The organism is Pontibacter ramchanderi (assembly GCF_002846395.1).
Lineage (GTDB): Bacteria > Bacteroidota > Bacteroidia > Cytophagales > Hymenobacteraceae > Pontibacter > Pontibacter ramchanderi.
On sequence record NZ_PJMU01000003.1, the window covers coordinates 410,304 to 433,139 of the forward strand.

Consider the following 22,836-nt stretch of genomic DNA (forward strand, 5'->3'; position numbering starts at 1 on the left):
AATAATCTACTTCTGCTGTCATTGAATTTTTACGGATGTGGAAACACCAATCGGTTGTGGCGAAGTAGCCAGGTATAGACCAGAAATGCGGCTCTTACGTATGTACTTCTGACATTTTGATAACTCTTGTAGAAACAACATTTGCATGCGCTTAAACCTATACCTCACCTTCCTGCTACTTGTACTTCTGACCATAAAAACCTATCCTGTGCTGGCGCAGGAGCAAACCACAGAAAACCAGACCGTCGATCCGCCCAAGCCGAAAATGCGCAGTGTGAAAGGCCTTATACCTGCGCCCGTCCTCTACTATACCCCTGACACGAAACTGGGCTTTGGCGCCTCGTTGCTGGGTTACTTTCGCCTGCGCAGCTATACCGACACCACCTATACCCGCCTCTCACTGGCCCGACTGGTGGTGGACTATACCCTGAACAAGCAAACCGACCAGTGGCTGTACTGGAACATTTTCACCCGCGAGGAACGCCTGATGCTACGCGGCGAGCTGCGCCACCGCATCTACACCGACCGCTTTTACGGCCTGGGCAATGATTCCCGAGAGGAAGACCGCGAGCTGTATGACTATGACATGATCAGCGCCAAAATAGCCGTGCTCAAAAACGTGGGCTTCCGCAGCTTCCTGGGGCCGGACCTGCATTTTACGGAGTACTACAATGTAGAGCTCGAAGATGACAGCCAATTGCGTTCGCTAGAGCTGCCGGGCTACAAAAAAGGCCGAAACGTGGGCCTGGGCGCCATCTTCCTCATCGACCACCGCAACAGCACCTCCTACCCTAGCAAAGGATTTTACCTGGAGCTTTCCGGTTACCATTTTGGCAAGGCCTTTGGCAGCGACTTCCGCTACAATAACCTCAACTTCGAATTTAACCGCTACTACGGCCTGGGTAATGACCGCGTACTGGCTACCAACACAATGCTTCGCCTCAACGAGGGCGATGTGCCGGTACAGCGCCTGCCCACCGCCGGAGGTGACAAGTTGTTGCGCGGCTACGCCCGCAATCGCTTCCACGACGACCATTTTGTAGGCTCTCAGGTGGAATACCGCTTCCCGCTGTTCTGGCGGCTGGGCATGGTGACCTTTGCAGGTATAGGCGATGTGTTCGACAAGCCCAAAGACGTCAGCTTCTCTACCCTCAAATACTCCATCGGCACCGGCCTCCGCTACGCCATCCGCCCCGACCAGAAATTAAACACAAGGCTGGACGTAGGGTATGGGCGGGAAGGCTTTAATATTTATCTGATGATCGGGGAAGCTTTCTAGAATTTTCGCCCCCATCCCTTTTGGTGAGGCGCCACTAACTGTAGAGGAAAGCGAGAACGCTTGGAATACCCTTCGTTTTTTAGGAAAGCCATTCCAACAAGGTAACTTTTGGCTAATGTTCTTTAAAGGGGTAAGATAGGTAGTTATAGCAGTTCCATTACTGTACCGGGTCAAACCACCCTCCTTGTCATTTATCGAGGGGCCCTACCCCCAAGGGGGACTTTTCTACTACTACACTTCGAAAGGTATAAGCACAGTAGCACATGACCACTGGCAGGTATAGCAAGGTTAACTTGCCCCTTACGCTACGAAGCAAATAGCGGTGCCAGGTGCACATGGATGATTACCCACTGTTTGAGCGTTCAGCGAGTGGGGGTAGGGGCCCTCGATTTGGGGAATCTTGACTTTTTTGCCTACTTTGGGGGTAGGGGCCCTCGATTTATGTCAAGACAAAAAGTAGGGCCCGCCCGGCCAGGGCAAGCTATAAAACAAAACAGTTTAAGGTATAGAAAAGCAGCAGCTACGCCAGGTATAGGTATAGGTATAGGTATGCTACCAGCTACACCTGGGCCAGAGGCCACACGACAGTAAACACGAGCGAAGACGCTCACGCCATGATCGCACCCCACGCTATACCTTGAACACCCTACACCACACCCCTAAAAAATCAAGCGAAAAAAACCTCAATCCGCTTGCAGAAATCCTCTCAAACTTCCTTACATTTCTACTTGTAAAACCCTGATTTATACCTGCTATAACACAGAACCTCCACCTTATACCTGACCGGCCATATGAAACCACATCTACTCACCCCTTACTTACTGGGCCTATGCTTGGTATTGTGCACGCTGCCCCTGGCAAAGGCGCAGGAGCAACCGCCGCAGGCCGATGCTATACCTGTAACAACGCCCCCCAAGGCTGAAAAAACCCGTGGCCTTATACCGATACCGGTACTCTATTACACCCCTGACACGAGGCTTGGTTTTGGTGCGGCCTTGCTCGGATTCTTTAAACTGAAAAATAGCGAAGGCGAAGGCTATACCCGCCTCTCGCAGGCGCGCTTGATCGTGGACTATACCCTGCGTAAGCAAACCGACCAACTCCTGGACTGGACCATCTTTACCCGTGACGAAAAGTACCTCCTGCGCGGCGAACTGCGCCACCGGGTATACACCGACCGCTTCTATGGCATCGGCAACAACACGCCCGTGTCGGATGAGGAGATTTACGAGTACGACTATGTGAACGCCCGGCTGGGAGCTCTGAAAAAAATAGGCACGCGCACCTTCCTGGGCCCGGATTTTCAGATTGCCAACTACTACGACCTGAAGCTCAACCCTATCAGCGAAGAGCGGGAAAGCCAACTGCGCACGCAGCAAATTCCAGGCTATCAGGGTGGACTCAACAGTGGCCTGGGGCTTGTTTTCCTGCTCGACAGTCGCGATAACGTGGCCTTTGCCAGCAGCGGTACCTACCTCGAAATGTCGGGCTACCGCTTTGGCAGCACCTTGGGCGGCGACTTTGGCTACAACAACTTCAACCTCGACTTCCGGAAGTATTTTCAGCTGAAGCCGTACCATGTGCTGGCTCACAATACAAGCTTTAACTTCAACAACGGCGAGATCCCTGTCATGCGCATGGCCATGGCCGGCGGCGACCGGATACTAAGAGGCTACGCCAAAAACAGGTTTCTGGAAGATAATTTCGCCGGCACGCAAATGGAGTACCGCTTCCCGCTTTTCTGGCGCTTCGGCATGGCAACCTTTGCAGGTATAGGCGATGTGTTCGATAAACCAAAAGATGTAAGCTTTTCTACCCTGAAATATTCCATCGGCTCCGGCCTGCGCTATGCCTTAAACCCAGAGCAAAAGCTGAACATCCGGGCGGATATCGGCTACGGCAGGGAAGGCGTCAACTTTTATGTGATGATCGGGGAGGCCTTTTAGAACTGGCTATACCTGTAGGCAGTCCTTACACATTTGGTGATTAGCTAAAAGCGACAAAAGTCACACAGATAAACTGGAAAGAAGTGTAGATTTGCCAGCAATAAGTCAATCCGCCTCCCGTAAAGCATGCCCAAGCTGTTTCCGTTCCCTTCTCCCCTGCTGCAGAAAGCTATTTTTAGTGCGCTTGTGCTTCTGATCCTGTTCACGCCGCTGCTTAACTCGGCAATGGCGCTGGCGGCGGGTCTGGTAGTCGGGCTTTTGCTAGGCAATCCGTTTCAGTCGCATACCGGCGAAATTTCCAAGTACCTGCTGCAGGCGGCCGTGGTGGGCCTGGGTTTTGGCATTGACCTTTACCAGGTTGCCGAAACCGGACTGACAGGCATTGTCTATACCCTGGTGTCGTTGGGGGCTACCATGCTGGTGGGAGCGCTCTTAGGCAAGCTCTTCTATACGCCGCCCCGCCTCACACACCTTGTCTCTTCGGGTACCGCCATCTGCGGGGGCAGCGCCATTGCGGCGGTAGCGCCGGCTATCAGGGCAAGCGACCAGGAGATATCGGTGGCGCTGGGTATTGTGTTTGTGCTTAATGCCGTGGCCCTTTTTATTTTCCCGCCTGTTGGTGCGGCGCTTGGCCTCACACAGGCGCAGTTCGGCACCTGGGCGGCCATTGCCATACACGACACCAGTTCCGTTGTAGGTGCCGCCACGCAATACGGAGAAGAGGCGCTTCAGATCGCGACCACCCTAAAACTCACCCGGGCGCTCTGGATCGTGCCGCTGGTGCTGGTCTCCAGCCTGTTGTTCAAAAACGGCGAAAAGAAACTGAGCATCCCGACCTTCATCCTGCTCTTTTTGCTGGCTTCTGTGGTCAGCACTTTTATACCTACCCTGGCTATGGTGTCTTCTGGCATTGTCCTGCTCGCGAAGAAAGGCCTGTTGCTAAGTCTATTCCTGATCGGTGCCAATATCAGCCCCAGCGCTTTGAGGTCTATCAGCGCAAAGCCTTTTTGGCAAGGTGTGCTCCTCTGGCTTTTTATTTCTGCAACCTCATTGGCTGTTATCTACCAGTTGGGCTAAACTTGCATCATTATAAGTAAATCCTATTACACCATAAATTTAATTGATTTGATCTATATAGCTTTGGGCTATACTTTTGAGGCATCTAATTCAATAGAAACCCAAAACCCTTCGCTATATGCAAAACGAAAATCAATTTCAGCGACTGACAACTGCCTCCGGCAAACCATACTATGAGCACGAAAACAGCATGACGGCTGGCCCGCGCGGTCCGATCCTGCTTGAAGACTTCATCCTGCACGAGAAACTGGCGCACTTCAACCGCGAGCGTATACCGGAGCGTGTCGTGCATGCCAAAGGTTCCGGCGCTTACGGCACTTTCACCGTTACCCACGACATTACCAAATACACCAAGGCCAAACTGTTCAGCGAGATCGGCAAAGAGACCCGCGTGTTCCTGCGCTTCTCTACGGTAGGCGGCGAAAAAGGAAGCGCCGATACCGAGCGCGACCCGCGTGGCTTTGCCGTGAAGTTCTATACCGAAGAGGGCAACTGGGACCTGGTGGGTAACAACACGCCGGTGTTCTTTATCAAAGACCCGAAAAAATTCCCTGACTTTATCCATACCCAAAAGCGTGACCCGCGCACCAACACCAAGAGCGCAACCATGATGTGGGACTTCTGGTCACTGAACCCGGAAAGCCTGCACCAGGTGATGATTCTGATGAGCGATCGCGGCACACCGGCCTCTTACCGCCACATGCACGGTTTCGGTAGCCACACCTTCTCATTCATCAACAAAGAGAACGAGCGCTTTTTCGTTAAATTCCACTTCAAAACGCTGCAGGGCATCCAGAACTTCACCGACTCCGAAGCGACCGTGATGAAAGGAATGGACCCGGACCAGGCGCAGCGTGACCTGGTAGAGGCCATTGACCGCGGCGACTTCCCGCGTTGGGCTCTGAAAGTACAGATCATGCCGGAGGCCGAAGCAGCTACCTATAAGTGGAACCCATTTGACCTGACCAAAGTGTGGTCACAGAAGGACTACCCACTGATCGATGTGGGCGTGCTGGAACTGAACGAGAACCCGGACAACTACTTTGCCCACGTAGAGCAGGCCGCTTTCGCGCCGGCGCACCTTGTGGACGGCATTGGCTTCTCGCCAGACCGCATGCTGCAGGGCCGTATTCTGTCGTACCCGGACGCACAGCGCTACCGCATCGGCGCCAATTACGAGCAGATTCCGGTGAACCGGTGCCCGTTTGCGGTAAACAACTACCAGCGCGACGGCGCCATGCGTGTGGATGGCAATGGCGGCAGCGCACCGAACTACTTCCCGAACTCTTTCGATAACATCAGGGCAGACGAAACCTACAAGGAGCCTGGCCAGAACCTCGGCACCAACGTGGTAGCCGACTGGTACGACCGCAACGCCGAAGGCGAGAACGACCACTATACCCAGCCAGGCGACCTGTTCCGTTTGATGACGCCGGAGGACAAGAAAAACACCATTAGCAACATCGTGGGAGCCATGCAAGGTATAGACGGACCGAAGCGGGCAGAGATTATAAACCGTCAGCTGTGTCACTTCTTCCGCGCCGACATCGGTCTTGGACTAGGTATAGCGCAAGGATTGGGTGTGGACGTGAGCGCCTTTGCAGGCAGCACCGTGCATGCCAACTAATACGGACACGTTTTATTTTGTGCTATGGAAAAGCCGGCCCTGTGCCGGCTTTTCCTGTTTTAGCTGTTGCCATACATGCTACCAGGCAGTTCCATTAGCCGCTTTCAGCCCCAGACAGGTATGGCTTGCTTCATAGCACAGGTATAGGCCCTGTTCTGGAACCTTAGGTGAATTAAAATTGTATTCCTTTTTATACATGAATAAATGATCATGTATTGCAATTACCTATTATTTATACCTGCATGAGTGACCTGAAAGTAAGGGTAGACAAAAAGAAACTGGAACGAACAGCCTATGTGCTTAAATGTGTGGCCCATCCGGTGCGCATCAGCATCATCGATTTGCTGGAGCAGGAAGCGCAACTGACCGTGAGCCAGTTACAGGAGGTACTGGAAATTGAACAGTCTCTCCTCTCCCATCACCTGACCAACATGCGCGACAAAGGCCTGGTGGAGACACGGCGGCAGGGTAAGAACGTGTTTTACTTCCTGGCAGACTCCGGCATCTCCAACATCATCGATTGCATTAAAGGCTGCAAACCGGTGCAGTAGACGACTCATCTGTATCGTTAAATGAAATTATTTTCATATAATTACTTTTCGATCTGAATTCAGAGACCGTAGCGGCACCAAAAAATGCCTGCTTACGTTAGAAATAACATAGGTTAACCTTTTCTCTCCATGAAACTATTCCTTTTGACCCTAATGACAGCCAGCTTGATGAGTTGCAACAGTCCACAGCAGGGCGATGCCCAACCCAAAACCCTTTCTGCCACCGAATACAAGGCCCACCATGAAAAAATCGACAATAAAGACGTTATCCTGGTTGATGTGCGCACTCCTGCTGAGTTTGAAGCGGGACACCTCGACAAAACGCAGCACGCCGACTTCCTGAGCGGTGAGTTTGAAAAAGAAATGCAAAACTGGGATAAGGACAAGACCTACTACTTATACTGCGCCAGCGGCAACCGCAGTGGTAAAGCAGCCAAGCTGATGGAGCAAGCAGGTTTTAAGAACGTCTACAACATTGGCGGCTACCAGGACCTGAAGTCGGCCGGACTGCCTGTGAAAGAATAATAGTGGCAATTACGTAGTCGGCAGCACCAACAAAGGTATTTATACGTACCTTTACATAATTAATTTACGGCATGCTGCTAAAACCGAGTCCTTTTAAGCTCTACTACTCTTCCGACTTTTATACCATAAAAGTTGACAGGGGAAATAACCTTTTGCTGGCGGAGTGGCAGCGTCCGGTTAACAAAGATGAGATGGTTGCAGGCGGTACCAAACTCTACGAGGCACTCCGCGACACGGGCATCACCCGGGCAGTGGCTAATGCCGAACGGCTCGTCATGCTGGATACTGTCACCAAGGAGTGGATGTCCACCACTTTTTACGAGCTGCTTTCCCAGACCTCGCTTCAAAAATTGGCCAGAGTGTTGCCCAACAGCCTTTTCTCTAAACTGGCCCTGGAAGCTGTCGCCACCCGGGCCGAGGCGCAAAACATCAACCGCTTCGAGTTTAAGAACTTCTCCAGCCAAACAGAGGCCCTGCTCTGGATAAACCAGTAAGGTATAGCCACAAGCACCTTTCCTGTATATAGCAGAACTGCTATACCTGATCCGGAAAAATTTATATCACAGACTTGCAGTATAGGTATACCTTAATGTAACTTGTGGTGCAAAGGAGAAAGGATTAGGGATATGCGCGTACTACACACTTCAGACTGGCACCTCGGCCAGCGACTCGTCAACCTCGAACGAACCGAAGAACACCAGCATTTCCTGGACTGGCTCCTGCAAACCATTGAGGCCGAACAGATAGAGGTGCTTCTGATGGCCGGCGATGTGTTTGACACCGGCGCCCCTTCCAACACCGCCCTCAAGCAATATTACAACTTCCTGACCAGGGTATGCGCCACCTGCTGCCGCCACATCATTATAACGGGTGGCAACCACGACTCCGTTGCCACGCTCAACGCGCCTAAGGAACTCCTCGACTGCTTTAACATAAAAGTGATAGGCGGCGCCACCTGCGATCTATTGGATGAACTGATCGAACTGCGAAACGAGAAGGGCGAGCTGGAACTGGTGGTTTGTGCCGTGCCTTTCCTCCGCGACCGCGACATACGCCTTTCCATACCTGGCGAAAGCTACGACGAGCGCGAGCAGCGCATCAAACAAGGTATAGCCGCGCACTACGCCGCCTTTGTGCCGCATGTGCAGCCCTACAAAACACAAGGTATACCGGTGGTGGCCATGGGCCATTTGTTTGCCGCCGGCGGCTCGGCTTCCGACAGTGAAAAAGAAATACACGTGGGCAACCTGGGCCAGATCGGGGCCGACCAGTTCCCGAAAGAGTTCGACTACGTGGCCCTCGGGCACCTGCACCGTCCGCAGCAGGTCAACAAAACTCACCACATCCGCTACTCTGGCTCCCCTATTCCGCTTAGCTTCAGCGAAGTGGCAGATAAGAAAGTAGTCTATGTACTCGATTTTGAGGACGGAAAACTCACCGACCTGAAAGAGATCGCTATACCTGTCTGCCGCAAACTGGTGCGCTTTAAGGGCGGACTCGAAGAGGTAAAACAGAAAATAGTGGTTTATGATAACAGCAGCTATACCTTGCCGGCCTGGGCCGAGCTGCAGGTAGAACTCGATGCGCCTATTCCTGACCTGAACCAGCAACTGGAGGATGTGCTCAAATTAAAAAGCGACGAACTGCAACTCCTCATCCACCGTCCGCCCCTCATCAAGACGGCCCGGAAAACGTTGGAGCAGGAGGTGCGCGAAGAAGTGGACCTGCATACCCTGAGCGAAAACGATGTGTTCCTGAAACGCTGCGAAAGCGCCTTCCCCGAAAGCGATCACACCGAGCTGCGCCATACCTTTTCGGAGCTGCTGGAGCTGATGCGGCAGGAGGAAAATTTATAGAGGTTTAATTAACATCTATACTTTATGGCGACTCAGCACTAAACCCCTTTAAAATGATTCAAACCTATACCTACGCTTTATCACCTAATACCTACTTTAGGATTATAGCCGAAAACAGACTCCGTCGATTCTGGTGGCTATACCTATTCATGATTATCTTCTGTGTATCGTCACTCGACAGGTTTGGTAATGACAACTTTATTACCATTTACATCCTTGTATCGACCATCTATTTACCTGGTCTATTTATTTACCTCTACTTCTGGTCGAAGTCACAGAAGAACCAAAACTTATTTCTGCCCCACGCCCTCACAATGGATGAGAAGATAATGACATCCACGAGTGAGGCCAACTTCCAGAGTGAAATACCTTTGCAACTAATCATAAAAGCTGTTGAAAGGAAAGGGTATTGGCTGCTTTATATCGCGAAATCACAGTTCATATACATCCCAAAGACTGTATTTCAGACGCAGGAAGGTCTTGTTGCCTTCAAAAGGATTGTAACTCGCACAAAAAGCAATTAGTAATTACACCCTCGCATTATCCCCCATGAAAATCCTCGCCGTCCGCTTTCTCAACCTCAACTCACTCAAGGGTGAACACGAGATCCGCTTCGACCAGAGTCCGCTGGCTGATGCGGGGTTGTTTGCCATTACCGGACCAACCGGGGCGGGTAAGACCACGATTCTGGATGCGATCACGGTGGGGCTATACGGACAGGCGCACCGGCACAACAACGACCGTCCGCTGGAGCTGATGACCCGCCATACGGCCGAGTGTTTTTCGGAAGTAGAGTTTGAGGCCAACGGCAAGGTATACCGCTCGAAGTGGCACCTCCGCCGCAGCCGGGGCAAGGCAGACGGCAAGATACAGCCGGTGCACATGGAGCTATACGACCTCGAAAAAGATGAACTGTTTGACCTGAAACCCAGCGAAGTGCCCGCCATGATAGCCGAGATCTGCGGACTTGACTACAGCCAGTTTTTGCGCTCGGTCATGCTGTCGCAGGGTGACTTTGCGCGCTTCCTGAAGGCAAGCCCGACCGAACGCAGCAGCCTGCTGGAAAAGATCACCGACACCGCCATCTACTCCGACATCTCGAAATTCGCGTTTGAGAAAGCCAAGCAGGAACGCCTGAAATACGAAGGGCTGGAGCAACAGCTTCGAGACTCCCAGCTCCTGCCCGAAGAGCAGCGCCTGGCCTACGAAACCAGCATTCAGGAATTGACCACGCAGGAAACCACGCTTCAGCAAGACCTGGCCACACTGCAAATCAAGGTGCAGTGGCTGCAGCAGGTAGCGCAACTGCAGGCCCGTCAGCAGCAGCACCAGCAGGCGCTAGCCGTGCAGGAGCAAAAACTGCAGCAGCTGCAACCCGAGTTTGCCAAACTTGAGCAGCACCAGCAAGCGCATCAGTTTGTGGGTGAGCTGGCCGAGATCCGGAGCGCTAACTCCAAAGTGCTCGAAGTGCAGGAGCAGTTGCAGACTTTGCAAAAACGAGTGCCCACCCTGGAGACCGAACTAGAGGGGGCCGGAAAGACCGCGCTGGACGCAACCACAGCCTTTCAGCAGCAGGAGGAAAAGGTGCGCCAGCTCGAGCCTATGCTGGTGCAGGTTGTCCGGCTCGACCACCAACTGAATAGCATCCGTGCCTCCTATTCGAAAAACAAAGACGCCTACAAGAGCTTCGAGCAACAGCTGCAACAAGAGCAGGCACAGCTACAGGCCAGGCAAACTGAGCTGGACAAACTCAGGCAGGAGGCCACAGGTATAAAAAACTGGCTCGAGCAAAACGCCCGCCTACAGGACCTCAAAGTGCATTTGCCGGAGTTCAAAGCCACACTGCGCGACCTGCAGGAGGTGGAGCAGCGCATCCGGCGCAACCAGCAGGAGCAACAGGAGCTGGCCCAGCAGCGCAGTCAGGAAGCGAAGCAGCTCATGGCGCTGCAAGAGCAGCAGGCCAACCAACATGCAAGCCATACTCAGCTGCAAGAGCAGAAAACTGAGAAGCTGACCGCCCTGCAAGGTATACTGGCCCATAAAAGCATGGACGAGCTGGAGCAGGAGGCGCAGTCGCAGCCTGCCTTGCTGGCCCGCTACGAGCGTATGCACGAAGTGGCACAGCTTCATGCCGCACAGCAGCAAAAGCTACGACAAAGCAACGACCAACTGGCACAACTAAAGCACCAACTTGGAGAGACAGGCGGGGCCCTGCAGGATAACAAAAACAGGTATAGCCAAGCCAGAGAGCACTTGGAGGCGCTTCAAAAACTTGTGCAGCTGCAGCAGCAGATACAGCAATACGAGGAGGCCCGCCATACCCTGACGCAGGACGAACCTTGCCCATTGTGCGGTTCCACCCATCACCCGTTCGCCGAAAACGGCTATACCTTCGACCTACCCGAGGAAGTACAGAAACGCGACAGTCAGCAGAAACTCGTGCAGGAACTGGAGCAAAATATACAGCGGCTACAGCTACAGCACAGCACCCTGGAGCAGAAACTGCAACTGGAGACAGCAGCCCGCGCAGAGGCAGAAACCGGAGTGCAACAACTGCGCTATACCTTCGAGCAGGTGTCGGCTGGTTTGCCACAGGTAACAGGTATAGACCAGGTAGACCAACTGGCACAACTCCTGAAGCAACAGCAGGAAACCGCCTCCGCCCTGCAACAGCAGCTCTCCCAGGCCCGGGCACTAAGCCGTGAACTGGAAAGTATAGCCCAGCAAGGGCAGCAGCTCCGCGAAGCGCAGGTACAGGCACAGGCCACCTTCAACCAGCTGCAGGCCTCCGACAAAATGCTGCAAGAGCAACTTCAGCGACTGCAAACGAATCTGGCCGATGAGCAGGAACAACAGCAAGCACATACCGAAACGGCCGAATCTTTTGCGGCTACTTATGGATTGCCTTACAAAGCCGAAGAGCGCCAGCTCCTGCTGCAAACGCTGGAGCAACAAGCCACTGCATATACCCAGAAACAGCAGGCGCTGGAAGGAATGCGTGAACAATACATTGCACTGCAACAGCTGGTAAAGAACCTGCAGGCAAACGAATCTGATAAGAAAAAAGAACTCGACCAGCGCAAGCTCAGCCTGACGGAAGAGCATGAACAACTCACAAACCTAAAGGCTGAGCGCTATACCTTGTTCGGCGACAAAGACCCTGAACAGGAGCGCAGGCTAGCCCACGAAGAGCTAAGCGCCAGGGCCAGGCAGGCCGAGGAGGCTCGTCGAAGCCAACTGCAGAAACAACAGGAGCTGCACGAGGCCCGCACGCGCCAGACCGAGTGCCAGCAAAAGCATCAGCAAAACACATCGGTGCTCGAAGAGCTGCGGCAAGGGCTGTTGCACGTGCTGCACCAGAAAGGCATCGAAACCATCGAAGCACTGAGCCTGATGCTGCTGCACCGCGACGATGCCGACCGCCTGGCTAACCAGAAGGCCCAGACCGAAAAGCACCTGACCGAACTCCGAAAAACCCTGAGCGATGTGCAGCAGGAACTAACGCAATTACAGCAGCAACAGCTAACCGACCAAGGTATAGCCACTTTGCAGGAGCAGCAACAGCAAAAAGCCACACTGCAGCGGGAACTGATTGCGCAGCGGGCACGCCACCAGCAATTGCTGGAGCAGGATGCCCGACAGCGCGAAAAGAACAGGGAGCTTGCCCAGCAACTGAAAACACAGCAGCAGGTATGCCACCGCTGGAGCCAACTCGCCGATTTGATCGGCTCGGCCGACGGGTCGAAATTCAGCCGTTTTGCGCAGGGGCTCACCCTGGCCCGGCTGGTCGAGCTGGCAAACCGTCACCTATATAAATTAAACGACCGCTACCGCATCCTCAAGTCGTCCGACGAAGACCTGGCCTTGCAGATTGTCGACACCTACCAGGCGGAGGCGGTGCGCCCCATGAACACCCTGTCGGGCGGCGAAAGTTTCTTGGTTAGCCTGGCCCTGGCGCTGGGCCTTTCTGACCTGGCCGGCCGCCGTACCCAGATTAACTCGCTGTTTATTGACGAGGGGTTTGGCACACTCGACGCCGACACGCTGGAGGCCGCCATCTCGACGCTCGACAACTTACACGCGGCCGGCAAAACAATCGGTATCATCTCGCATGTGGAGGCACTGAAAGAACGCATCAGCACCCAGATCGTGGTGACTAAAAAGTCAGGCGGCGTAAGTTCCGTTCGCGTCGTAGCGTGATATATACTTTTCTATTCATTTCGTAACATAGCACTACAATGGCCCGGTTTGAGGCATTGTAGTGCTCCTATTCCAAGCAAAGGCCCTTCGTTTATTTACAAATTGCACTTTTCCAAAGCGACCTTATATTCTCGATTTCGGATTGGTGTTTTTAAACATTAAATTCTTATATTGCTGCCTACTAATGAATCAATTACGGTCATTCAAATTGTAGAGAGGTACCTATGCTTCTACTATTCCTGGGTCGATTATTCTTCCTGATAACGCTTACACAACCACAGCAAAAAGTCCTTATTCAGGACTTGAGGACTGAATTGGACAGAACAGAAGATGTAAAAAGGAAGGTAGAGCTGTATTGTGAGTTAAGCAAGGCACACAACAGCATCAATCCAAAAACCACGATCTCGTACGGCAACAAGGCGGTTGCGCTCGCCAAGGAAGCGGGTGACGACAAACTGCTGGCGCAAGCCTATAACGAGACCGGCTCAGGCCACTACCTGCTCGGCGACATAGACAAAGCCGTGCAGTTCTACTACAAGGCACTGCGCATCCGCGAGAAACTCGGCGATCCCTCCGACCTGAGTGCCAGCTACAACAACATCGGCAATGTATACGCCGACCAGAACAACCACAAAGAGGCACTGCCGCTTTACAAAAAGTCGCTTTCGCTGGCCACTACCGCCCAGGACACTCTACGCATTGGCAGCGCGCTAAGCAACATTGGCGGCGTATACCTCGACCAGGGCAAGTACGACCTGGCGCTTGTCTATTACCGGGAGGCGCTGCCAATTCAGGAAAAACTGGATGACAAACAGGGTATCCTGATCTCGCTGATCAACATTGGGGATGCCTACAACGGCAAAAACGATTACCAGACCGCCCTCTCCTACTTTAACAAAGCCCATCAGATCGCCAATGATCTGGGCAGTTCGCATGACGAGGTGTATGTGCTGCGTGGCAAAGCTGAATCGTACCTAAAGGCCGGCAAATACGAAAAAGCGCTGGATAATGCGCTCGCCAGCATGGAGCTAGCCAAGGCGTACGAAGGCAAATACGTGCTTAAGGAAAATGCCGCCATTCTGGACCGCATCTATACAGCCATGGGCAATTATGAATTGGCGCACTACTACCTCACGCTGCACACTTCCTATAGCGACAGCCTGCACAACGAACGTGCAGCAGATCGCATTGCCCAGGAGCGCGTAAAGTACGAAACGGCCCAAAAGGACAAGGAAAACCTGCTGCTCCGCGCCGAACAGGAGCTGAACCTGCGCAAACTGGAGCAGCGCAGCATTGTGCAGTATTTTACGGTTGCCTTGTTGCTGTTGGTATGCGCCGTGGCCTACGTCTTCTTCCGCGGACGACAGCACCAGAGCCGCATCAATAAGCTGCTCACGCAGAAGAACGAGTTGATCATGCACAAGAACGAGGCGCTGAACCAGCATCAGAAAGCCCTGACAGAGCAAGCCGAGCAGCTTAACATCCAGAAAGAAAAACTTACCCAGCTCAACACGATCAAGGATAAACTTTTCTCAGTGATCGCCCACGACTTGCGCGGTCCGCTGGTGGCGCTCAAGGGCTTGCTGCATGTGATGGCCATGGGCAAGGTACCCGCCGATAAACAGGAAGGACTTTTCAATAGCTTGGTAAAAGGGCAGCAGAACGTGCTTTGGATGCTCGACAACCTCTTTGACTGGGCCAGAGCACAGATGGAGGGATTTGAGGTCGACCCCAAACCGTTGCCGCTCCGCGAGCTGGCCGACGAAAACATTCGCCTGCTGCAGCCGGTGGCCGGCAGTAAGGAAGTAGCGTTGAACAATACCATCGATCCGAGCCTAGTGGGTAGCGCCGACAAGGAAATGATCCGTTTGGTACTCCGCAACCTGATCTCCAACGGCATCAAGTTCTGCAAAGCCGGCGACACCGTAACGCTGTCGGCCAGAATACACGAGAACCAGGTGCTGGTATCGGTAAAAGACACCGGCATAGGTATGACGGCCGAAGTGCAGCAAAAGCTCTTTGGGGGCGGCAGTTACTCCAGCCGGGGCACGGCCAACGAAAAAGGCAGTGGTTTGGGCCTGGCCCTTTGCAAAGATTTCGTAGAGCACAACGGCGGCTCGATCTGGGTCGAAAGTGCACCAGGTATGGGAAGTACGTTTATGTTCACGCTCCCCTGCCCAGCCAAGCCAGACGAAGAAGATAACACGACGCCGCAGCATCTCTCACAAAAGGAAACAGCCCAGTTGGAATTGGCTTAGCGTTCTTTTTTATAAAAAAAATAAGACTGGCTGCTTCCTGAATGAGGCAGCCATTTTTTGTGGGCCCGATGAGAAAAACAAATCCTTCAGTTTGCGGTAAAAGGAGAATAGCAGCACCTTTGCCACATGAGAAATTTTCATTTATACCTCCTCGCACTGATCAGCCTGCTGGCCACTCCAGCCTGTAAGCAGGACAACGAACAAGCGAGGGAGGAATTCCGTCGGCGCCGAGGGCCCGTTGAGCAGCAAATGCCAGGCGAAACGGCTACTACTGTTCCGCAGCAAGACCCCACCCAGCCGACTGTCGAGCCGCAGGACAACACACAGGCCGCACCTGAAACGGAAGCACCTACAGTACCTGGCGACCGCGTGGTCGGCGTGAAAGACGGCGATACCTTCGAGCTGCTGCGCAACGGGCAGACCATTACGGTGCGTCTTTTGGGAGTGGATACACCGGAGAAAAACCAGGCCTATGGGCAACGCGCCAAGCAGTTCGCCTCTGACCTGGCCTTCGGCAAAAACGTGCGCCTGATCGAAAACAGCAAAGACCGCTATGGCCGAACCGTAGGCACCATCATACTGCCCGATGGCCGCAGCCTGAACGAAGAATTGGTGCGCGAAGGTTATGCCTGGCACTACACCGCCTACTCCAAAGACAAAACCCTGGCTAACCTGGAAGCGGATGCGCGCCGCTTTAAACGCGGCCTCTGGCAAGATCCGAACCCGATCGCCCCCTGGGATTTCCGGAAGCAAAAGCCCGCCCCAGTTGACAATAGCAAAGCTCCTATTCCTGCAGGTGCCACCAAGCGCCAAGTATACCTCTGCGACAGTTCGGGCTCCTCTGTTTATCACTACAGCACCAATTGCTCGGTACTGAAGCGCTGCAAAGAGCAAGTGCTAACCGTAACAGAAGCCGACGCAATACGCCAGCACAACAGGCGGGCCGACAAAACTTGCAGCCCTCAGTAATTCCGGTTAATTTAGGTTCAGCTTTCTACCATCACCCTATTTTTATGTTGAAGAACACCCTGGCAGGTATGGTTTGCCTGCTCATCTCGCTGGCCGCCTGCCAGTCGCCTGACAACGCACAGACAGAACAAACGGGCACGCAAGAGGCAGGTACAGCTGCCGCCGATACCGTGCAGCGACAGCCTCGTCCCAAACCTGAGCATTATTCCTTTAAAGGAGTAGAGAAAACGCGCGTCTACATCTGCATGGACGAGACCGAGGACACCTTCCACCAAAAGCACGATTGTCCCGTGCTGGTTAGCTGCAAGAGCACCTTCCGCAACCTGACGCTACCACGCGCCGTGGAGGCCTTTGGCCGTTACAACTGCGAAACCTGCAGCGCCGACCTGGCCTATGTGTTCGACGAGGATGCCGTTCAGTTTGAGACAGGCCTGTAGCCCCAGCTTTATGCCATAAAAAAAGCGGCGACCCCGAAAGAGGCCGCCGCTTTTATGTGGCTATACCTTATTTTCTGCCTTTCAGCACAAGTAGCGGCACTTCGGCCTGGTAGGTCATTTTCTCAGCCAGGCTTTGAGAGAAAAGCTCTCGCAAAAAACCCTTTTCACGGCGCAGAATCGCGACCATGTCGGCACCCGATGCGTTGTAGTACTCCTTTATCCCGTCGGTGCGGTGCTTGCTCACTATTTCCTCAAAACGGATGGGAGCGCCTGGAAAAGCCTGCTCCATATCCTGCAGGAAGCGTGCCTTTCTGTCGCTGCCGGAGCGGCCCTCTTTGAGCACATGCACCACCTCTACGCTAGCCCCGAACATACCTGCAAATTCCAGCACTTCTCGCAGCGTGGCTAAGTCGTCAGCGGCATAGTCCGAAGCGTAGATGATCTTGTTGATGCGCGGATGCACTGAGGTAGAAGGGATGGAGAGTACCGGGCATTTTACCTGCTCCATCACCGCCTCGGCATTGCTGCCGATCAGCAGTTCTTCGAGCGCATTGCCGCCACCGGTGGTTCCCATCACAATCAGGTCGTAACCGCTGGTTTTGGTCAGGTGCTCGGCTATATCTGTCAGCAGTGCTTCTTTTAGTATGAAGTCGCAGGTGAAGGTGCCGCTTTGGTTTGCTCCGTGGCGCTCTTCTATTTCACGGCAGAGGTTTGTCAGCCGCACCTCCGCGTCTTTCATCTGCTCACCCAATAACTCACTGGCCACCAGGGCGGTTTCAGAGGTATCAACAATAGGCAAGTGCACAACGTGCAGCAGGGTGAGGTGGCCTCCGGACTGGCGGGCGATGAGTATAGCGTACTCTAAGGCCTTGGCGGCTGTTTTAGAGAAGTCAGTCGGGCAAAGGATTTTTTTCATGGCGTTTGGTGGTTGCGCAAAGCGGTCTATATCAAGTAATCACTATGTATACGTATCGAAGCAAAAATGTGCTTTAATCCCGAAAATAAAAATGACCTGCATCATCACGGGCAAATTATATGCGCCCGTTTGCGATTACTTCAGGTTCTCAGGCTATCTGCCAATTCCCTTGTTTAATGCCTTTACCTCCTCCCAGGTCCAGTTGCGCTTCGGGGCTATACCTGTGTACTTCTCCCGGAAGTAGTCCACTACCACTTGCTTCAGCTGTCCGGCAGGTATAGACGAAGCGTAAATTTCGCGGGTGGTGGGATGGTCATAGCGCTCCATTCGCGACAGGTCTTTGCCCTCCAGGCGCAGCAGTGGCCCCGTTTCGGTAATGCCATCTGCGGTCCAGGTATAGCCGGAGGTCTCCAGGGCATTGAGCTGCCCGGCCAGTGGCTGCAGGTTGATGCGAGGAAGTGTGGGCCTGGAAGCGATGTCGACCCAGGTCGTGTACTTGTACTCCAGCTCGTAGCGGTTACCTTCGTAGCAGCTCAGCACAATATCGAAGCCGATGGTGCGGCTGAACAGGGCATAATAATGCACAGGGCGTTGCGTGTCAATGATGATCAGGCTCAGATCGGGGTGGCGCTGCAGTTTGGTGTCGGGTTTGAACATGTCGCGGTAGCCGAGCAGCACGTCCGCCACCTCATCTTCCCAAACCGGCTTTTCCCAATCCGGATCCTGGAGCACGCGCCCAAACTCACGCAAAAAATACCGAAACTTGTCCACGCAGCGCTTCGCCTCTTTCTCCTCCGATTCATCGGCAGCAAAGGGAGCATAGAACATATCACGCTCGCGGGTATTGAGCCAGCAGACCAGTTTCAGCGCTTCGCCTGCCAGCGGGTGGTTCAGGTCCAGCTCCCGGAAGTCACCGATATGAGCCATCAAACGCAGTATCTCCTCGTTCTCCAGCGCCAGCTCCGGATTCAGCAAGCTCCATACGCCCACAAACCCGTCGATGTCGAAATGGTTGGCGGTGACGTAAGGCAGGTCCAGGCCGGGCAGGTTGAGGCGCAGGGCGTGCAGCACCATGGCCGCGCTTGTGTCGTCGCGCACCTCAGCCGGTGTGGGAGCTCCTCGCCAGTGCGAAAGCACCAGGCCGTTGGGGTGCATGCTGTCTACAATGATGGCTTTTTTCTCTTTTACTTCGCCAAAAGGTATAAACTGTCGCTTTATCATGGGTTAAATATAGTTAAATCTAACGTCAACCCTTAAATTCGGGCGTCCATTGCAGCAAGGCAGTGGCCCCAGGCTTCTGATACATCCTATTGGCCTGGCATTCGTTTTAGCTACAAAACCATTCAAAGGCATCCCCATGACAACGCTTCAGCAGCTATACCGCAGTTCCCTTTCCCTCCTCACCGATCTATACCAACTCACCATGGCCTATGGCTATTGGAAAGAAGGTATAGCAGAACGTGAGGCGGTGTTTCACCTCTATTTCCGGAAGGCGCCCTTTAAAGGAGGGTATACCGTGGCTGCCGGACTGGCGCATGCGGTGGAGTATCTGCAGCAACTGCATTTTACGGAAGAGGACCTGACCTACCTGAGCAGCCTGCGGGCGGGCAACAACGAGCCGCTGTTTGAGAAGGCTTTTCTGGACTACCTGCGCAACCTGCGCTTCACCTGCGATGTGGATGCCATACCGGAGGGAAGCGTGGTGTTTCCAAGTGAGCCCCTTATCAGGGTACGCGGACCACTGCTGCAGGCCCAACTTGTCGAAACGCCGCTGCTTACGATCATGAACTTTCAGACGCTGATCGCAACCAAGGCCGCCCGCATTAAAGAAGCGGCAAAAGATGATCTGGTGAGTGAATTTGGTATGCGCCGCGCGCAAGGTATAGACGGATCGCTGGCGGCGGCCAGGGCTGCCTATGTGGGCGGGGTGGATGCGACCTCCAACCTGCTGGCCGGCAAACTGTTCGACATACCTGTAAGCGGCACCCATGCCCATAGCTGGGTACAGGCTTTTGAAAGCGAGGCTGATGCCTTTGAAGCCTATGGCAAAGCTTTTCCGCACGACTCCATATTTCTGGTGGACACCTATAATACCCTGGAAGGCGTGCGACACGCCATTGAGGTAGCCAAAAAACTGAAGCCCACAGGCTTTAAGCTCAAAGGCATCCGGCTGGACTCCGGCGACCTGACCTACCTGAGCATAGAAGCCCGCAAGTTGCTCGATGAGGCAGGTATGGCCGACACCAATATTGTAGCCAGCAACGACCTGGACGAGAATATTGTGAGCAGCCTCAAACAGCAGGGCGCCAGAATCAACGTATGGGGAATCGGTACGCAACTGGTGACAGCCTACGACCAGCCCGCGCTGGGCGGCGTGTATAAACTGGCGGCACTGAAGCAGGAAAACGGGGAGTGGAATTTTACGCTGAAACTATCGGAGCAGCTGGAGAAAACATCCAACCCAGGTATACAACAGGTGCGCCGCTACTACGATGCGCACGGTTTTGTGGCAGACATGATCTACAACGAAGCAGCACCGCTCCCAGAAAAAGTGCTTATTGTGAGTCCGCTCGACAGTACGCGCCGCAAGTCTGTGCCAGTCGGCACGGCTTACAAGGACCTGCTGCAGCCTGTTCTGGCGAAAGGAAAACTGCTGCACGAGCTACCTGACCTGAAGGCCATCCGCAAGCACCGCGCAGAAGAGATCGGCAAGCTGCACGAAAGTATCCGCCGCCTGCTCAATCCGCATGCCTACCCGGCTGGTCTGGAGGCAAGCTTTCACCAGTTCAAAACCGACCTGGTACTGGCCCTTCGCGAAAAAGGAGAAGAAGCGCTCAAGGAGCAGCAGGCACAGTAGCCTGCACTATACCCTGGCCTAGCGCCGACGGCCACGCCGGTTGGAAATACGCTCGATGCGTTTGCCGCGCACCCATTTCAGGTACTTCTGCAGGTCCTCGGCCTGCTGCAGGGCAGGTATGGAGTTGTATAGGGTAGCCAGCTCGCGGTTGCTGAACGTAAGGTGCAGGGTGCTGTGGCAGGGTTGGCAAAGCTCGGCAGTAGCCCCATAGCGGCCTCCCTCCTCCCGGGGCACGAGGTGGTGGCGCGTAAGGTACTGCACCTCCCGACCGCACAGCTCACAAACCAGTTCCTCTTCCTTCTTTGCCATAAGGTTAAACTTTTGTGCAGCCTAACTGTCGATTAAGGCCTGCAGCATTCTTTTACGCATAGCTCCTGCAAGCGTGCGGTATTAGCTACTAATATACTCCTCCGCGTGCTTCTCGCCAAACAAAGGCATATGCTCGTGTAACATGCCACTTGATCGCTTGTTCGCGTATACACAAGGTTCTTCGGTTGGCTGCGGCTGTCTCTATTGCAGGTATAGCCCGGAAACCAACATAATTTTACCGCCAGACGGTCATAAATTATTTGTACATTGGTGCCCTGTTTTACGTTTCAGTGTTTAAACTATGAATAAATTCCAGGAAAATTCTCCTGCTTCTATAGCGGCTCCCATTCAGGAGCCTTTGGTACCCAAAGTGCAGATCCGGGAAGGGCTGCTGATCTTTTTGCTGGCGGCAATCCAGTTCACGCACATGATGGACTTCGTGATCATGATGCCGCTGGGTCCGCAGCTGATGCGGGTTTTCAGTATTTCACCGCGGGAGTTTGGCCTGCTGGTGTCGGCCTATACCTTCAGTGCGGCCATCGCCGGTTTTGTAAGTGCACTCTTCATCGACCGCTTCGACCGCAAACATGCTTTGCTGGCGCTCTACCTGGGTTTTATTGTGGGCACGCTGGGCTGTGCCATTGCACCTAATTATGGGTTGCTGCTCCTGGCCCGCGTTGTGGCGGGTGGCTTTGGCGGCGTACTGGGAGCACTGGTGTTGGCCATTATTGGTGATGCTATACCTGAGCAGCGCCGCGGGGCGGCCACCGGTCGTGTCATGGCCGCTTTCTCGGTGGCTTCTATCGCAGGTATACCTATCGGGCTATACCTGGCCAGCGAGATGAGCTGGCATGCACCCTTTTACCTGCTGGTGGGCCTGAGTGTGGTCATTCTGCTGGTGGCGGTGCGCTTTCTGCCGGCCATGCGCGGACACCTGACCAATGCCCGACCCGGCAATCCGTTCCGGGCGCTCAAAGCAATGGTGGTGCAGCCGAACCTGCAGTGGGCCATGGCCCTCACCGTTACGCTCACTATGGCGGGCTTCCTGGTAGTGCCTTTTATCAGCCCCTACATGGTGGCCAATGTGGGCTTTACTGAGCGCGACCTCAGTTACATCTATCTCTTTGGCGGACTGGCTACCGTGTTCACTTCTCAGTGGGCGGGACGTCTGGCTGACAAGCATGGGAAGCATTTTATCTTCCGCTGGGCCGCCATCCTTTCTATCATCCCGATCGTGCTGATCACTAATTTGCCGCCTGTGGGTATGGTATTGGCTCTAACGGTTTCCACGATCTTCTTTATCTTTTTCGGGGCGCGCTTCGTGCCGGCCATGTCGCTGATCACCTCCAGTGTAGAGCCGGAGCTGCGCGGCAGCTTCATGAGCATCAACTCCTCGGTGCAGCAAATGGGTGCAGGTATAGCGGCCTTTGTGAGCGGGCTTATTGTGCAGGAAGCAGCTGATGGCACATTGGCACATTTTAATTGGGTAGGCATTATGGCGAGTGTGGCCACGTTAGTAGCCGTGTGGGTGGTGAGCCGCATTCGGGCAGTTGGCTGACAGACATTAAAAAAGCCGCTCGGAAGGGCGGCTTTTTTAATTTTATCGTAGTGTAAAAAAGTTCTGTGAGAAGACAGGGTAATGCGTTTTCCCGCTTCGGAGCAGTTGTAGCACTTCCCGAAGTTCCTCCGGGTCAGCGCTCTTGAGCAGGTAGCCATGCACGCCCTCTTCCAGTAGTTTCCGTACCAGCTCCTCTTCGCCGTACATCGACACAACCAGTATTTTTACTTTAGCATACTTGCTAAGCACGTAGCGGGCCACGGCAATGCCATCCATATCCGGCATTTCGAGGTCCAGCATGATGATGTCCGGCAGGTTGCCTTCTATTTTCTCAAGCAGTTCGGCCCCGTTAGCAGCGTCACTTGTCACGGTGATCTCCTCAAAATTCTTCAGAATCTCGATTACGCCCTTCCTGAAAAGGGTATGATCATCAGCGATCGCTAGTGTGAGTGGCTGCAGCTCCATAAAGTA

The 22,836-nt window shown here is 53.8% G+C and carries 20 protein-coding genes; 15 read left to right on the forward strand and 5 right to left on the reverse strand.

All coding sequences use genetic code 11. The features are described from left to right. Nucleotides 1-145: 145 nt before the first annotated feature. From BD749_RS14385 to BD749_RS14420, 8 genes are all read left to right on the forward strand, one after another. The gene (locus tag BD749_RS14385; protein ID WP_101445545.1) at nt 146-1,279 is read left to right on the forward strand and encodes a BamA/TamA family outer membrane protein; all 1,134 of its coding nucleotides are present in this window, start codon (nt 146-148) and stop codon (nt 1,277-1,279) included. A 791-nt stretch (nt 1,280-2,070) separates the two neighbouring features. Next, complete coding sequence (locus BD749_RS14390) at nt 2,071-3,225, forward strand: BamA/TamA family outer membrane protein (RefSeq protein WP_101445550.1); 1,155 nt, start codon at nt 2,071-2,073, stop codon at nt 3,223-3,225. A gap of 126 nt (nt 3,226-3,351) precedes the next feature. After that, nucleotides 3,352-4,302 carry a YeiH family protein gene (locus BD749_RS14395; protein ID WP_101445554.1) on the forward strand — a complete coding sequence of 317 codons (951 nt, stop codon included), beginning with the start codon at nt 3,352-3,354 and terminating at the stop codon, nt 4,300-4,302. A gap of 118 nt (nt 4,303-4,420) precedes the next feature. Then, a complete protein-coding gene (locus BD749_RS14400) occupies nt 4,421-5,929 on the forward strand; it encodes a catalase (RefSeq protein ID WP_101445558.1) in 1,509 nt (502 codons plus the stop codon). Nucleotides 5,930-6,171: 242 nt separating this feature from the next. Continuing rightward, complete coding sequence (locus tag BD749_RS14405; protein WP_101445560.1) at nt 6,172-6,480, forward strand: ArsR/SmtB family transcription factor; 309 nt, start codon at nt 6,172-6,174, stop codon at nt 6,478-6,480. Nucleotides 6,481-6,609: 129 nt separating this feature from the next. Then, complete coding sequence (locus BD749_RS14410) at nt 6,610-7,005, forward strand: rhodanese-like domain-containing protein (RefSeq protein WP_245869235.1); 396 nt, start codon at nt 6,610-6,612, stop codon at nt 7,003-7,005. A 71-nt stretch (nt 7,006-7,076) separates the two neighbouring features. Next, nucleotides 7,077-7,499, forward strand: coding sequence for a hypothetical protein (locus BD749_RS14415; RefSeq protein ID WP_101445564.1), 423 nt, complete (start codon nt 7,077-7,079; stop codon nt 7,497-7,499). Between the two features lie 132 nt (nt 7,500-7,631). Next, entirely contained in the window at nt 7,632-8,861 is a 1,230-nt protein-coding gene (locus BD749_RS14420; RefSeq protein WP_101445568.1) for an exonuclease SbcCD subunit D C-terminal domain-containing protein, read from the forward strand. 256 nt (nt 8,862-9,117) lie between these two features. Here BD749_RS14420 and BD749_RS19685 read toward each other — a convergent pair whose 3' ends face one another. Then, nucleotides 9,118-9,246 carry a hypothetical protein gene (locus BD749_RS19685; RefSeq protein ID WP_262503001.1) on the reverse strand — a complete coding sequence of 43 codons (129 nt, stop codon included), beginning with the start codon at nt 9,244-9,246 and terminating at the stop codon, nt 9,118-9,120. Between BD749_RS19685 and BD749_RS19765 the strand changes: the two genes are divergently transcribed. From BD749_RS19765 to BD749_RS14445, 5 genes are all read left to right on the forward strand, one after another. Beyond that, complete coding sequence (locus tag BD749_RS19765) at nt 9,191-9,385, forward strand: YcxB family protein (protein WP_394341671.1); 195 nt, start codon at nt 9,191-9,193, stop codon at nt 9,383-9,385. The genes BD749_RS19685 and BD749_RS19765 overlap by 56 nt on opposite strands. A 25-nt stretch (nt 9,386-9,410) precedes the next feature. Beyond that, nucleotides 9,411-13,061 carry an AAA family ATPase gene (locus BD749_RS14430; protein WP_101445576.1) on the forward strand — a complete coding sequence of 1,217 codons (3,651 nt, stop codon included), beginning with the start codon at nt 9,411-9,413 and terminating at the stop codon, nt 13,059-13,061. A gap of 314 nt (nt 13,062-13,375) precedes the next feature. Further along, the gene (locus BD749_RS14435; RefSeq protein ID WP_180336416.1) at nt 13,376-15,319 is read left to right on the forward strand and encodes a tetratricopeptide repeat-containing sensor histidine kinase; all 1,944 of its coding nucleotides are present in this window, start codon (nt 13,376-13,378) and stop codon (nt 15,317-15,319) included. A gap of 126 nt (nt 15,320-15,445) precedes the next feature. Continuing rightward, a complete protein-coding gene (locus BD749_RS14440) occupies nt 15,446-16,288 on the forward strand; it encodes a thermonuclease family protein (RefSeq protein ID WP_101445583.1) in 843 nt (280 codons plus the stop codon). Between the two features lie 44 nt (nt 16,289-16,332). Further along, the gene (locus BD749_RS14445) at nt 16,333-16,725 is read left to right on the forward strand and encodes a hypothetical protein (protein ID WP_101445585.1); all 393 of its coding nucleotides are present in this window, start codon (nt 16,333-16,335) and stop codon (nt 16,723-16,725) included. Nucleotides 16,726-16,792: 67 nt separating this feature from the next. Here BD749_RS14445 and BD749_RS14450 read toward each other — a convergent pair whose 3' ends face one another. Both BD749_RS14450 and BD749_RS14455 read right to left on the reverse strand, forming a co-directional pair. Beyond that, on the reverse strand, nt 16,793-17,641 hold the full coding sequence (locus tag BD749_RS14450) for a universal stress protein (protein WP_101445588.1): 849 nt from the start codon (nt 17,639-17,641) through the stop codon (nt 16,793-16,795). Between the two features lie 153 nt (nt 17,642-17,794). Then, nucleotides 17,795-18,862: a DUF6687 family protein gene (locus BD749_RS14455; RefSeq protein ID WP_101445592.1), complete on the reverse strand. Its 1,068-nt coding sequence runs from the start codon at nt 18,860-18,862 to the stop codon at nt 17,795-17,797. A gap of 136 nt (nt 18,863-18,998) precedes the next feature. Here BD749_RS14455 and BD749_RS14460 point away from each other — a divergent pair, with 136 nt between their 5' ends. Beyond that, nucleotides 18,999-20,498, forward strand: coding sequence for a nicotinate phosphoribosyltransferase (locus tag BD749_RS14460; protein WP_101445594.1), 1,500 nt, complete (start codon nt 18,999-19,001; stop codon nt 20,496-20,498). Nucleotides 20,499-20,516: 18 nt separating this feature from the next. On the opposite strand, the gene BD749_RS14465 is transcribed toward BD749_RS14460, so the two are convergent. Continuing rightward, nucleotides 20,517-20,807, reverse strand: coding sequence for an HNH endonuclease (locus BD749_RS14465; RefSeq protein ID WP_101445598.1), 291 nt, complete (start codon nt 20,805-20,807; stop codon nt 20,517-20,519). Nucleotides 20,808-21,108: 301 nt separating this feature from the next. On the opposite strand from BD749_RS14465, the gene BD749_RS14470 reads away from it, so the two are divergent. After that, nucleotides 21,109-22,365, forward strand: a complete 1,257-nt coding sequence (locus BD749_RS14470) for an MFS transporter (RefSeq protein ID WP_101445602.1) — start codon at nt 21,109-21,111, stop codon at nt 22,363-22,365. Between the two features lie 42 nt (nt 22,366-22,407). Here the strand turns inward: BD749_RS14470 and BD749_RS14475 are convergent, their stop codons facing one another. After that, complete coding sequence (locus BD749_RS14475) at nt 22,408-22,830, reverse strand: response regulator (protein WP_101445605.1); 423 nt, start codon at nt 22,828-22,830, stop codon at nt 22,408-22,410. Nucleotides 22,831-22,836: the final 6 nt, after the last annotated feature.